Genomic DNA, 12,835 nt, shown 5'->3' on the forward strand with positions numbered 1-12,835 from the left:
ACAGGGACGGGGGTGGTCGGGGAGTCGGACTGCACGCGCTCATCGCGCGGCAGCTCGGCGGTGGGGTGCGACGGCTCGGCGTCGGTGGGGGCCGGCCGGCGCTGCGGGTCGGACTCGAACTCGGTCATGGCACTACCTTCTCCCCCAGCACTGCAACCAACCTGGAACGGTCCTGGAAGTTGGCTGAAAGTCACTCGCCCGCTCCGTCGACCTGCGGCAGCAGCGGCAGCCGAACCCGGAAGGTGGCTCCACCGCCGGGCGTCTCGGCCACCTCGACCGAGCCGTGGTGGGCCGCGACCAGCGCCGCCACGATGGCCAGGCCAAGGCCGGTGCCGGTGTTGCCGTCGGCCCGCCGGGTACGGGCCGCGTCGGCCCGGTAGAACCGCTCGAAGACCCGTTCCGCCTGCTCCGCCGAGAGACCGGGGCCGGTGTCGGCCACCTCCACGACGGCGAAGCCACCCGGCTCGGCGCGCAGCCGTACCCGGATCTCGGCCTCCGGCGGGGTGTGGGTGAGCGCGTTCGTGACCAGGTTGCCGATCACCTGCCGTAGCCGCGCGTCGTCGGCGGAGACGACGAGCGGGCCCGATTGGGGCGCGATCTCCAACTCGATCCGCCGGTCCGGTGCCATCGCCCGGGCGGCCTGCACCGCGTCGGAGGCGAGCACCGGCAGCTCCACGGGAGTCAACGAGAGCGGCCGTTCCATGTCCAGGCGGGCGAGCAGCAGCAGGTCTTCCACCAGCAGCCCCATCCGGGCCGCCTCGTCCTCGATCCGGCGCAACAGACCGGCGGTCTGCTCCGGCGCACTGGCCGCGCCCTGCCGGTACAGCTCGGCGAAGCCACGAATGGTGGTGAGCGGAGTCCGCAGCTCGTGGGAGGCGTCGGCGACGAACTGTCGCATCCGTTCCTCGGAGCGGATGGCCCGCGCCTCGGACGCCTGGGCGGCGGCGGCCGCATCCCGGGCGGCGCTCTCCGCCCACCGGGCCGAGGTCTCCGAGGCGGCTCGGGCGGTGAACGCCGCCTCGATCTGGGTGAGCATCGCGTTCAGCGCGCGGGAGAGCCGGCCCAGCTCCGAGGTTGGTTCGGCCTGGCCCTCCTCCGGGTCGGGCACCCGGCGGGTCAGGTCACCGCCGGCGATCGCGGCGGCGGTACGTTCAATCTCCACCAGCGGTTTGAGGCTGGTCCGGACGATCGCCGCGCCGACCGAGGCCAGCATGATCAGCACCGCACCGCCGACCAGTAGGTCTATCCAGACGAGCTGCTTCACCGCCCGGTCCACCTCGGTCAGCGGCTGACCGACGGCGAGCACCGAGCCGTCCGGCTGGGCCGCGTAGTAGACCCGCCATCTGGTGAAGCCGTCATGGGACACGACGGTCTGCGGCTCCCCCTCCAGGTCCTCGAAGCCCTCGCGGCTGGTGGGGAAGGTGGGCAGCTGAACGGGATCGAGACTGATGTCGTCGTAGATCGCCGGGTAGACCCGCTGCTCGTCAGCCACCGACACGACGTAGTCGCTGGGCAGCATGGCGTTGACCTGCCCACTGCGCAGCTTGGGCAGCAGCTGACCGAGGCCCTGGGCGGTCGACCTGATCTGCCCGTCCACCTGACCCTGCAGATAGTTGCGCAGGAAATACGCGGTCAGCGAGCTGATCACCAGGAGCGCGACGGCGACCAGCGCCAGCACCGAGGTGACCAGCTTGATCCTCAGTGGAACGCTGCGCACCCGCCCCTTCGCCTGCTGGACCGCGTTCACGCCGCCGGCTTGCGCAGCACGTACCCGACGCCGCGGAGAGTGTGGATCAGCCGAGGTTGGGTGGTGTCGACCTTGCGCCGCAGGTACGAGATGTAGGACTCGACGATGTTGTCGTCGCCCCGGAAGTCGTAGTTCCAGACGTGGTCGAGGATCTGCGCCTTGGACAGCACCCGGTTGGCGTTGAGCATCAGGTACCGCAGCAGCTTGAACTCGGTCGGCGACAGCTGCACCCGCTGGCCGGCCCGGTGCACCTCGTGGGTCTCCTCGTCCAACTCCAGGTCGGCGAAGGTGAGGCGGGACGGGGCCTGCTCGCCGGTCGTGGTGCGGCGCAGCACGGCCCGGATCCGGGCGGTCAACTCCTCCAGGCTGAACGGCTTCGTGACGTAGTCGTCGCCGCCCAGGGTCAGCCCGCGGATCTTGTCGTCGGTGGCGTCCCGGGCGGTCAGGAACACCACCGGGGTACGCGTGCCGCCCTCGCGGAGCATCCGGATGACCTCGAAGCCGTCCAGGTCGGGGAGCATCACGTCGAGCACCACCAGGTCGGGCCGGTGGTCCTTGGCGGCGTTGAGCGCCGCGCTCCCGCTTGTCGCGGTGGCCACGTCGAAGCCCGCGAACCGCAGGCTCGCGGAGAGCAGTTCGAGGATGTTGGGGTCGTCCTCGACGACAAGCAGTCGCGCCTCGGTCTGGGTAGCGGGCATGCGCCCATCATCGGTGACGTCACTGCGCCAGCGCTGGACGCTTCCTGGAAAAAGGCTGTGAGTCGCCGGCCGTTCGACGGCGTCGTTCAGCGCAGCAGGCGACGTAGCCCGTCGAGGGCGCCGTCGAGCAGCCTGATCGCGGTGCGCAGCTGGGTGTCGCTGAACTGCCGGGCGCGCACCAGCCGGCCCACCTCGGCGGTGAAAGCGGTGAGCCGCTGGTCGAGTTCGTCGAGCAGCTCGGCCTGCGGTCCGGTGGCCGACGTCGGCCGGGGCGGCGGTGCGGGTGCCTCCCACCGGGCTCGCCGGGTCTGCCGGGTGGCCTCGCTCAGCTCCCGTTTGAGGTCGCGTACCGATCCGCGTACCTCGCTTCGGATCTCGCCGGCCAGGCTGGAGAGGTCCGCCACGGAGGCGGCGATGTCCGCCTCCAGCGCGGTCAGTTCGCCGGCCCGCTGGCGCAGCTCGGCACGCCCGGCGTCGGTGATCTCGTACGTCTTGCGGCCACCGGCCGCGGTGTGGCTGACCAGACCCTCGACCTCCAGCCGTTGCAGGCGGGGGTAGATGGTGCCGGCGCTGGGCGCGTACAGCCCGAGGAACCGGTCCTCCAGCAGGCGGATCAGCTCGTAGCCGTGCTTCGGGCCGTCGTCGAGGAGCTTGAGCAGGTAGAGCCGGAGCCGCCCGTGGCTGAACACGGCGGTCACGGCAGCTCCTCCCCATCGTCGTCGACAGCTCGGGCGAGCAGGGCGATGCTCCCCGAGGTCGCGGAAGCCCAGAGCTTACCTTCGCCGGCGCCGAGCACCCCCTCGCTGCTGGGCAGTGGGAATGTCGAGGTGTGCAGCTGCGGAAAGCCGCTGGTGATGCGGCCGGACGCGGTGTTGAGCCGGACGGCGAGGTCGCTGTCCTCGCGGACCCGGACGGTGATGCTGCCCGAGATGGTGGTCAACCGGATCTCGCTGCGCCGAGGGTTGTCCAGATCGCAGGTGATGGAGCCGGAGACGGTCTGCGCCCGCACCCGGTCGGCGGCGCTGTCGGCGAGGATCACCTCCCCGGAGACCGTCTCCAGGGTGAGGTCGCCGCGGACGCCGAGCGCCTCCACCGGGCCGGAGGTGATCTTCGCGGAGGTGCTGCCCCGCAACCCCATCAGGGTGATCTGGCCGGCGACGACGTTGACTGTGGTCTGCCGGCGCAGGCCGGAGGCGACCAGTGAGCCCGCGACCAGGTCCAGGTCGGCGAGGACGTCGGCGGGCACGGCGATGGAGACGTCCACCCGGGGGTAGCGGTGGATCATCCGGAACCACCGCAGGACGTCCGACCAGCCCCGACCGCGCTCCTGGCGGAGGCTGAGCCGGCCGTCGGTGTGGTCGATCAGGACCGGCCGACGGCCGACCTGGGTCACGTCGATCCGGGTCGGCCCGTCGGTGGCGACCACGTTGAGCCGTCCACTGATCAGTCGAACGTCCAACCGGGTGACCGGAGCGTCCAGGGTGAGCCGCTGCGGGCTCTCGATCGTCCATCCGGCCATGGCGTCCCCCTCTCGACGACGCGCGGGCGCACGCCGAACAGGAGAAGAATGTAACGCGATACATCGCGACACCACAAGACAGGTCGTGAGTTGGTCGCCGCGTTCGGTGAGGCTCCCGTCAGGCCGCCAGATCCAACTCCCGATCGACAACCGGCGTCGACACGGGAACAGCCGGGGTCGCGCTCCGCACCGGCCGCAGCCGGGCCCGCGCCACGGCCTTCGCCGTGGGCAACAGGTGTACGGCCGACTCGGCGGCCCGGGCCAGCAACCGTCGGTCGGCGTCCCGGGCCGGGTGCAGCGCACCGGCGATCGTCACCGAGACCACCAACTCCCGCGCCGTGACCACCCGGGCCACCGAGCGCAGCAGGGTGTCCGCACCGAGGAAGGCGGCTGCCGTGGTGGCCGACCCGGTGGCCGCACAGCGATAGGTGAGCCGCAACGGCACCACCGGACTGCCCGTGTCGATGGCCGCCTGGAACGTCGCAGGCCGGAAGCCACCGCCGGGGCGGCAGTCGGTGGCGCCGTTTCCGGCACACCACGTCGTACCCTCCGGAAAGACCGCCACCGACTGCCCGGCGCGCAACGCCTCAGCGACCCGACCGACGGTGATCGGCAGCGCCAGCGGCCGGGAGCGGTCCACGAAAACCGTTCCCGCCGCCGCGGCCAGCAGACCGACCACCGGCCAGGAGCGGACCTCCCGCTTCGCGACCATCCGGGTGGGCGCGACCGCCAGCACCGCCAGGATGTCCAGCCAGGAGACGTGGTTGGCGACCAGCAGCGCGCGCCGCCGCGGCAGCCGCCCCCTGACCACGAGGCGGACGCCGAAAGCGCGCAAGGTGGCCCGGGCCCAGCCGCTGAGCAGCGCCTGCCGTTCCCGGGTGGGGAGCACGGGCACCAGCAGCGCCACCGGGATCCCGGCCAGCAGCATTCCGAGCGCGGCGACCAGCCGGAGCACCCGACGAGCCGCCGGCACCCGGGGCACCTCGCCGGCCGTCGGCAGGCACTGTTCGTCGCAGCCCGAGGCGGGCCGCCACAGGTCGCGCGGCGCGGCGGTCACCGCTGCTCCCCGCCCAGGAAGTGCCGCAGATAGCGCGGGTTCATCCGATCCAGGGAGAAGAGGACGTAGAAGTCCGCGCACCCGAAGTCGCTGTCGTACGCCGGCTCCCCGCAGATCCACGCGCCGAGCCGGAGGTAGCCACGCAGCAGCGGCGGAACCGCCACCCGCCCGGTCGGCGCGGCGGGGACCGGCCCGACGGTGGACGCGGCCTCGGTGAACCAGGGCCGCAACGGGCGGACCCGCAGCGGCGGCGGCGACAGGTGCCGGGCCTGGGCCTGGGCCCACACCTCCGCGACCGTCCTCCCGCCGTCGGCCACCGGCACCGACGCGCAGCCGCCGAGCCAGCGGGAACCGCGCAGGTGCAGGTAGCGGGTGAGGCCAGCCCACATCAGGTTGATCACGGCGCCGGAACGATGGTCGGGGTGCACACAGGACCGGCCCGTCTCGACCAGGTCGTCGTGGAGCGGGTCGAGCGCGGTGAGGTCGAACTCGTCCTCGGCGTACCGCCGGCCGGTGCGGCCCGGCGGCAGCAGCCGGTACGTGCCGACCACCTCGCCGGTGCTGTCCTCGCGGACGATCAGATGGTCGCAGTACACGTCGAAGGGGTCCACGTCCAGCCCGGCCTCGCCGGGAAGGAGGGTGGCGCCTAGTTCGGTGGCGAACACCTCGTGGCGCAGGCGTTGCGCGGCCGCGACCTGGGTGGGGTCGTCGGCGATCAGCAGGGTGTATCCGCTGGTCGTCAGAGGTGCTCCAGCGGCATGCAGAACGGCCATGGGATCTGTGTAGGTGCCCGGGTTGCCATCCACGGGGACCACTGGTGTCGATCGGATGAACGCCGGCCGGCGAGACCGCTGGCGACGCCCGGCGCAGACCGTGCGAGGCTGCCGGAGCAGGCTGGCGAAGGCGCCGCCCGCACCATCGGAGGTCGACGATGCGCATCGAATCCCGGTACAACGGGCCCGCCGGTTCCGGCAACGGCGGCTGGAGCGCGGGGATCTTCGCCGCCGAGGCGGGCGGTGGCGGGCCGGTCGAGGTGACGCTGCGCCGGCCACCACCGCTGGAGACCGACCTGACAGTGGTCGACGGCGAGGTCCGGGACCCGACCGGCGGGTTGGTGGCCGAGGTGCGCCCGGTCGGGGTTGTCGATGCCGTCGTACCCCCGGTCGACCTGGCGACGGCGGTGGCCGCCTCGGCCCACTTCCCCGGCCTGGTCGAGCATCCGTTCCCCAGCTGTTACGTGTGCGGGCCGCAGCGGGCCGACGGGCTGCGGATCTTCCCCGGCCTGCTGCCGGACGGGCGGACCGCCGCGCCGTTCCGCGCACCCGCGCAGGTCAGCCAGGCCACCCTCTGGGCGGCGCTGGACTGCCCGGGCGGTTGGGCGGTGCTCGCGCCGGGCCGCCCGTACCTGCTGGGCCGGATCGCCGCCGTGGTCACGGCACTGCCCCAGCCCGGCGACGAGTGCGTGGTGACCGGGGCGTTGCTGCGCGTCGATGGGCGAAAGGCGCTCGTGCACACCAGCCTGTACGGCCCGGACGGCGGGTTGCTCGGCTCGGCGCGGGCCACCTGGATCGCCCGCTGAACCCGGCCGTAGTCCGCAGGGAGGAGTCGCCTCCACCCCGCGACGGAGGCGAATGTACTGACCGCGCCTGATTGACCTTGTTGCCACGGGCGGTCACGCTGTGCCACGGCGTACCTCGACGCCACACACGGGAGGAGAACGATGACTGACGGGCAGCGAAGCCCCACCAGCGACGGTCAGATCGTGGTGTCCGGTCTGACGAAGCAGTACAAGAACGTCCGGGCGGTGAACAACCTGTCCTTCACCGTGGCACCGGGGCGGGTGACCGGCTTCCTCGGCCCGAACGGCGCGGGTAAGACCACCACGCTACGCATGCTGCTGAACCTGGTCACGCCGACCGCCGGCACGGCCACCATCAGCGGTCAGCGGTACGCCAACCTCTCCGACCCGCTGCGGCACGTCGGCGCGGTGCTGGAGGCGTCCAGCGCGCACAAGGGCCGCACCGGCATCAACCACCTCCGGGTCATCTGCGCGGCGGCCGGGCTGCCCAAGCAGCGGGCCGACGAGGCGCTGGCCCTGGTCGGGCTGAGCCCGGCGGCCAAGCGCAAGTTCAAGGGTTACTCGCTGGGCATGAAGCAGCGGCTCGGCATCGCCGCCGCGATGCTCGGTGACCCCCGGGTGCTGATCCTCGACGAGCCAGCCAACGGGCTCGACCCGGAGGGCATCCGGTGGATGCGCGGGTTCCTCAAGAACCTCGCCCACGAGGGCCGTACGGTGCTGGTCTCCAGCCACCTGCTGTCGGAGATGCAGCTGCTCGCCGACGACGTGGTGATCATCGCGGCGGGGCAACTGGTCCGGCAGGGGCCGGTCGACCAGGTGCTCGGGTCGATGGCTCAGGGTGCCCGGGTCCGGGTCCGCACCCCGCAGGCCGAGGCGCTGACCGCCGCCCTGAAGGCGCAGTCGGCGACAGTGGACGTCGACGAGCACGGCGTGCTGCTGGTCGCCGGGGTGGACGCCCCGACGGTCGGCCGGTCCGCCCTCGCCGCCGGGGTGGAGCTGCACGAACTGACCACCGAACGGCCCGATCTCGAACGGGTCTTCCTGGAACTGACGGCCGGAAAGGCGGGCATCCGATGAACCTCGTCCGATCCGAGCTACTCAAGATCCGTACCACCAGCACCTGGTGGTGGCTGGCCCTCGGCGCGTTCGTGTCGATCGCCCTGGCGTTCGCGTTCAACGCCTGGTACGCCGTCACCGTCCTCGGCGGCGACGGCGCGGAGTTCGGCGCCAGCGCACAGCAGTCGACGCCGGCGGCGCAGGCGGCGAACATCTACACCTCGGGCCAGTACCTCGGCCTGATGTTCGTGATGCTCATCGGCATCCTGATGGTCACCAACGAGTTCTTCCACCAGACGGCGACCACGACGTTCCTGACGACCCCGCGGCGGACCTCGGTGATCGTCGGCAAGCTCGTCGCCGCCAGCCTGCTCGGCTTCTTCTTCTGGCTGGTGACCACGCTGATCGACCTGGCCGCCGGGACGATCTTCCTGTCCCTGAACGACTACGGCACCCAGCTCGGTGAGTGGCCGGTGCAGCGGGCACTGCTGTTCAACCTGCTGGCCTACGCCATCTGGACGGTCCTCGGGGTGGGCATCGGCACGCTGATCACCAACCAGCTCGGAGCGGTGATCACGGCTGCGGTGCTCTATCTGATCGGCACCCAGGTGGTGGGGCTGCTGTTCCTGCTCCTGTCGAACGTGCTCGACAGCGAGGCGGTGCTCAAGTGGCAGGTGATCTGGCCCGCGGTGGCCTCCCAGGTCATGATCGCGGAGGGTACCTCGGAGTTCACTCCGTCCTGGTGGGTCGGTGCCCTGGTGCTGATCGGCTACGCGCTGGTCAGCGGAGTTGTCGGAGTCCTGCTCACCCGGCGGCGCGACATCGCCTGACAGCGTCCGTGACCCCGGGGCGGCGACGAGCCAGCCGCTCCGGGGTCCGGGGGCCACGGGCCGGCGACGGGTTACCAGTTCGTCGCAGTACGCGCAGGCGTTGCTGAACTTCTGGCATCTTCTGTGAAACCGGCCACGGGACCGAGGCGGAAATGCCTGCGGGATCGGTACGGCGTAGCCTGGGAGCCGTCCAGTCCGTGCTCCTAATCGGGCGCGGCGGGACACACCGCGTGCCACACAACCCGCGTGAAAGAGGCGATTACCGGCCGTGTCGACCCAGCAGACTTCGCAGGAGAACCCACTGGCGGGTTTCGGCCCGAATGAGTGGATCGTCGAGGAGATGTATCAGCGTTACCTCGCCGACCCATCGAGCGTCGATTCGGCCTGGCACGACTTCTTCGCCGACTACCGACCGGCACCAGGCGCGGGCACCCCGGGCGGTGCCGAATCGTCGGACAAGCCGGCCGCCGCTCCCGAGCCGGACGGCCAGCCGGAGCCCGCCGCCACCGTCGCCCAGTCGAGCGCCCCGGCCAAGCCGGCAACCGCGAGCAAGCCGGCGACCGCGAGCAAGCCGGCCGCCGCCCAGCCGGCACCGGCCAAGCCCGCCGCTCCGGCCGCGCCGGAGAAGGCCGCCCCGGCCAAGCCGGCCGCCAAGGCCACCGAGCCGAGCGCTGACGGCCCGCAGACCACGCCGTTGCGGGGCGTCGCGGCGAAGATCGTCCAGAACATGGACGCCTCGCTGAGCGTGCCCACCGCGACCAGCGTGCGCGCGGTCCCGGCCAAGCTGCTGGTGGACAACCGCATCGTGATCAACAACCACCTCGCCCGTGGGCGGGGCGGCAAGGTCAGTTTCACCCACCTGGTCGGCTACGCGATGGTGCGCGCGCTGGTCAAGCACCCCGAGATGAACAACTCCTTCGCCGAGGCCAATGGCAAGCCGGCGGTGGTCCGCCCGGCGCACGTCAACCTCGGCATCGCGATCGACCTGGCCAAGCCGGACGGCAGCCGCAACCTGGTGGTCCCCTCCATCAAGGGCTGCGAGCAGATGGACTTCCGGCAGTTCTGGCAGGCGTACGAGGACGTGGTCCGGCGGGCGCGGCGCAATGAGCTGACCATGGAGGACTACTCCGGCACCACGATCTCGCTGACCAACCCGGGCGGCATCGGCACCGTGCACTCGATGCCGCGGCTCATGCAGGGGCAGAGCGCGATCATCGGCGTCGGCGCGATGGAATACCCGGCCCCGTACCAGGGGATGTCCGAGGCCACCCTGGCCGAGCTGGCGGTCAGCAAGATCATCACGCTGACCAGCACGTACGACCACCGGATCATCCAGGGCGCACAGTCCGGCGAGTTCCTCAAGGTGATGCACGAGCTGATCCTGGGCGAGCACGACTTCTACGACGAGATCTTCACCTCGCTGCGCATCCCGTACGAGCCGGTGCGGTGGATGCGCGACGTGGCGGTCAACTCCGAGGGTCAGATCAACAAGACCGCCCGGGTGCACGAGCTGATCCACGCGTACCGGGTGCGCGGTCACCTGATGGCCGACACCGACCCGCTGGAATTCAAGATCCGCAAGCACCCCGACCTGGACGTCCTCCAGCACGGGCTCACCCTGTGGGACCTCGACCGCGAGTTCCCGGTCAACGGCTTCGCCGGCCGGCAGCGGATGAAGCTGCGCGAGATCCTCGGCGTGCTGCGCGACTCGTACTGCCGTCGGGTCGGCATCGAGTACATGCACATCCAGGACCCCGAGGAGCGGCGCTGGGTCCAGGAACGGATCGAGCGCAAGTACGAGAAGCCGTCCGCCGACGAGCAGAAGCACGTGCTCAACCGGCTCAACGCCGCCGAGGCGTTCGAGACCTTCCTCCAGACGAAGTACGTCGGCCAGAAGCGCTTCTCGCTGGAGGGCGGCGAGTCGCTGATCCCGCTGCTCGGCGAGGTGCTGGAGTCGTCCGCCGAGAACGGGCTGGACGAGGTCGTCATCGGCATGGCCCACCGGGGTCGGCTCAACGTGCTGGCCAACATCGTCGGCAAGCCGTACGAGAAGATCTTCTCCGAGTTCGAGGGCCACCTGGACCCGCGCTCGACGCAGGGCTCCGGCGACGTGAAGTACCACCTGGGCCAGAACGGCAAGTTCACCACTCCCGACGGCGAGCACGCGGTCAAGGTGTCGGTGGTGGCCAACCCGTCGCACCTGGAGGCCGTCGACCCGGTGCTGGAGGGCATCGTCCGGGCCAAGCAGGACCGGATAGACCTCAAGCTGGAGGGCTACACCGTGCTGCCGCTGGCGGTGCACGGTGACGCCGCGTTCGCCGGGCAGGGCGTGGTCGCCGAGACGCTCAACCTGTCGCAGCTGCGCGGCTACCGCACCGGCGGCACCGTGCACGTGGTGGTGAACAACCAGGTTGGCTTCACCACCGCCCCGGAGTACAGCCGGTCCAGCCTCTACAGCACCGACGTGGCCCGGATGATCCAGGCGCCGATCTTCCACGTCAACGGCGACGACCCGGAGGCCGTGGTCCGGGTGGCCCGGCTGGCCTTCGAATACCGGCAGACGTTCAACAAGGACGTCGTGATCGACATGGTCTGCTACCGCCGGCGTGGGCACAACGAGGGCGACGACCCGTCGATGTCCAACCCACAGATGTACAAGATCATTGACTCGAAGCGCTCGGTCCGCAAGCTCTACACCGAGGAGCTGATCGGTCGCGGCGACATCACCGTGGAGGACGCGGAGGAGCTGCTGCGCGACTACCAGGCGCAGCTGGAGAAGGTCTTCAAGGCCACCCGGGACGCCGCCGCGGCACCGCGCCAGCTCAACCGGCCGCGGCGCGAGGAGGAGCCGGAGCCGCAGGTCGACACCGCCACCGACGTGTCCGTGGTCAAGGCCATCGGCGAGGCGCACATCAACCTGCCGGAGGGCTTCACCCCGCACAAGCGGATCCAGCAACTGCTGGACCGGCGGGCCAAGATGTCCGTCGAGGGCAACATCGACTGGGGCTTCGGCGAGATCATCGCGCTCGGGGCGCTGCTGCACGACGGGGTCACCGTCCGGCTCGCCGGGCAGGACTCGCGTCGAGGCACCTTCGTCCAGCGGCACGCCTCGGTGGTCGACGCCCGCACCGGCGACGACTACCTGCCGCTGAAGTCGCTCACCGGCGACGGCGACCGCTCCCGGTTCTTCGTGCACGACTCGCTGCTCAGCGAATACGCGGCGATGGGCTTCGAGTACGGCTACTCGGTGGAGAACATCAACGCCCTCGTCGCCTGGGAGGCCCAGTTCGGCGACTTCGTCAACGGCGCCCAGTCGGTGATCGACGAGTTCATCTCGTCCGGTGAGGTGAAGTGGGGCCAGCGCTCCGCCATCACCCTGCTGCTACCGCACGGCCACGAGGGTCAGGGCCCGGACCACACCTCCGGCCGGCCGGAGCGGTTCCTGCAGATGTGCGCCGAGGACAACATGCGGGTATCCATCCCGACCACCCCGGCGAACTACTTCCACCTGCTGCGCCGCCAGGCCCTGTCGCCCAAGCGCAAGCCGCTGGTGGTGTTCACGCCGAAGTCGCTGCTGCGGCACAAGCTCTGCGTCTCGCCGGTGGAGGACTTCACCACCGGCACCTTCCAGCCGGTGCTGCGCGACACGGCCGCCCCGGCGCCGGAGGCGGTGAAGCGGGTGCTGCTCTGCTCCGGCAAGGTCTACTACGACCTGTTCCAGGCCCGGCAGGAGCGCGGCGTCACCGACACCGCCATCCTCCGGCTTGAGCAGCTGTACCCGCTGCCGGTGGAGGAGATCCGGGCCGCCCTGGCGCAGTTCCCGAACGCTGAGGACTTCGCCTGGGTGCAGGAGGAGCCGGCCAACCAGGGTGGCTGGTCGTTCGTCGCGCTCAACCTGCTGGAGCACCTCACGGACGTGCGGCTGCGGCGGATCTCCCGCCCGGCCGCGGCCGCCCCGGCGGTCGGCTCGGCCAAGACCCACGAGGTCGAGCAGAACGCGCTGATCGAGGCGGCTCTCCCCCGCCCGTGACCTGACCTGAGCACGGCAGCCGGGGCAGGGCCGTTTCACCACGGCCCTGCCCCGGCTCTCGTTCCCGCCGGTCGGTTGACCACCCACCCACCTGCCCGGTCCGAACCGGGCCGAGCACGAGGACGTACCCATGTACTTCACCGACCGTGGCATCGAGGAGCTGGTCGAGCGCCGGGGCGAAGAGCAGGTGACCCTGGAGTGGCTCGGGGAGCGTCTGCGCGACTTCGTCGACCTCAACCCCGACTTCGAAACCCCCATCGAACGCCTGGCCACCTACCTGGCCCGCCTGGACGACCCCGACGACGACGACGCCTAACCC

11 protein-coding genes are annotated in these 12,835 nt (G+C 70.9%); 5 read left to right on the plus strand and 6 right to left on the minus strand.

The features are described 5' to 3' along the window. Positions 1-190: 190 nt before the first annotated feature. The 6 genes from DLJ59_RS34350 to DLJ59_RS34375 all read right to left on the minus strand — a co-directional run bounded on the left by DLJ59_RS34350 (position 191) and on the right by DLJ59_RS34375 (position 5,794). Positions 191-1,747 (minus strand): sensor histidine kinase, encoded by a 1,557-nt coding sequence (locus DLJ59_RS34350; protein WP_124778272.1) that lies wholly within the window; start codon positions 1,745-1,747, stop codon positions 191-193. After that, the gene (locus DLJ59_RS34355) at positions 1,744-2,445 is read right to left on the minus strand and encodes a response regulator transcription factor (protein ID WP_030336721.1); all 702 of its coding nucleotides are present in this window, start codon (positions 2,443-2,445) and stop codon (positions 1,744-1,746) included. Before DLJ59_RS34355 ends, DLJ59_RS34350 begins: the two co-directional genes overlap by 4 nt. Before the next feature lie 86 nt (positions 2,446-2,531). Beyond that, positions 2,532-3,143 carry a PadR family transcriptional regulator gene (locus DLJ59_RS34360; RefSeq protein ID WP_124778273.1) on the minus strand — a complete coding sequence of 204 codons (612 nt, stop codon included), beginning with the start codon at positions 3,141-3,143 and terminating at the stop codon, positions 2,532-2,534. Next, positions 3,140-3,964: a DUF4097 family beta strand repeat-containing protein gene (locus DLJ59_RS34365; protein ID WP_124778274.1), complete on the minus strand. Its 825-nt coding sequence runs from the start codon at positions 3,962-3,964 to the stop codon at positions 3,140-3,142. The genes DLJ59_RS34360 and DLJ59_RS34365 overlap by 4 nt, the downstream gene beginning before the upstream one ends. A 118-nt stretch (positions 3,965-4,082) precedes the next feature. Further along, positions 4,083-5,021 carry a lysophospholipid acyltransferase family protein gene (locus DLJ59_RS34370; RefSeq protein ID WP_124778275.1) on the minus strand — a complete coding sequence of 313 codons (939 nt, stop codon included), beginning with the start codon at positions 5,019-5,021 and terminating at the stop codon, positions 4,083-4,085. After that, positions 5,018-5,794 carry a GNAT family N-acetyltransferase gene (locus DLJ59_RS34375; protein ID WP_124778276.1) on the minus strand — a complete coding sequence of 259 codons (777 nt, stop codon included), beginning with the start codon at positions 5,792-5,794 and terminating at the stop codon, positions 5,018-5,020. The genes DLJ59_RS34370 and DLJ59_RS34375 overlap by 4 nt, the downstream gene beginning before the upstream one ends. Positions 5,795-5,952: 158 nt before the next feature. On the opposite strand from DLJ59_RS34375, the gene DLJ59_RS34380 reads away from it, so the two are divergent. From DLJ59_RS34380 to DLJ59_RS34400, 5 genes are all read left to right on the plus strand, one after another. Next, positions 5,953-6,600, plus strand: coding sequence for a hypothetical protein (locus tag DLJ59_RS34380; RefSeq protein ID WP_124778277.1), 648 nt, complete (start codon positions 5,953-5,955; stop codon positions 6,598-6,600). A gap of 141 nt (positions 6,601-6,741) precedes the next feature. Next, positions 6,742-7,677, plus strand: coding sequence for an ABC transporter ATP-binding protein (locus tag DLJ59_RS34385; RefSeq protein WP_124778278.1), 936 nt, complete (start codon positions 6,742-6,744; stop codon positions 7,675-7,677). Then, complete coding sequence (locus DLJ59_RS34390; protein WP_124778279.1) at positions 7,674-8,486, plus strand: ABC transporter permease; 813 nt, start codon at positions 7,674-7,676, stop codon at positions 8,484-8,486. The genes DLJ59_RS34385 and DLJ59_RS34390 overlap by 4 nt, the downstream gene beginning before the upstream one ends. A gap of 268 nt (positions 8,487-8,754) precedes the next feature. Next, a complete protein-coding gene (locus tag DLJ59_RS34395; RefSeq protein ID WP_124778280.1) occupies positions 8,755-12,516 on the plus strand; it encodes a multifunctional oxoglutarate decarboxylase/oxoglutarate dehydrogenase thiamine pyrophosphate-binding subunit/dihydrolipoyllysine-residue succinyltransferase subunit in 3,762 nt (1,253 codons plus the stop codon). Between the two features lie 130 nt (positions 12,517-12,646). After that, positions 12,647-12,832 (plus strand): DUF6104 family protein, encoded by a 186-nt coding sequence (locus DLJ59_RS34400; RefSeq protein ID WP_110561692.1) that lies wholly within the window; start codon positions 12,647-12,649, stop codon positions 12,830-12,832. Positions 12,833-12,835 lie beyond the last annotated feature (3 nt).

Source organism: Micromonospora inaquosa (genome assembly GCF_003857055.1).
Classification (GTDB): Bacteria; Actinomycetota; Actinomycetes; order Mycobacteriales; family Micromonosporaceae; genus Micromonospora; species Micromonospora inaquosa.

Coding starts and splice junctions, on each gene's coding strand:
- DLJ59_RS34355 (WP_030336721.1), bottom strand. CDS start 2,445: ATGCCCGCTACCCAGACCGAGGCGCGACTGCTTGTCGTCGAGGACGAC.
- DLJ59_RS34365 (WP_124778274.1), bottom strand. CDS start 3,964: ATGGCCGGATGGACGATCGAGAGCCCGCAGCGGCTCACCCTGGACGCT.
- DLJ59_RS34375 (WP_124778276.1), bottom strand. CDS start 5,794: ATGGCCGTTCTGCATGCCGCTGGAGCACCTCTGACGACCAGCGGATAC.
- DLJ59_RS34380 (WP_124778277.1), top strand. CDS start 5,953: ATGCGCATCGAATCCCGGTACAACGGGCCCGCCGGTTCCGGCAACGGC.
- DLJ59_RS34385 (WP_124778278.1), top strand. CDS start 6,742: ATGACTGACGGGCAGCGAAGCCCCACCAGCGACGGTCAGATCGTGGTG.
- DLJ59_RS34390 (WP_124778279.1), top strand. CDS start 7,674: ATGAACCTCGTCCGATCCGAGCTACTCAAGATCCGTACCACCAGCACC.
- DLJ59_RS34400 (WP_110561692.1), top strand. CDS start 12,647: ATGTACTTCACCGACCGTGGCATCGAGGAGCTGGTCGAGCGCCGGGGC.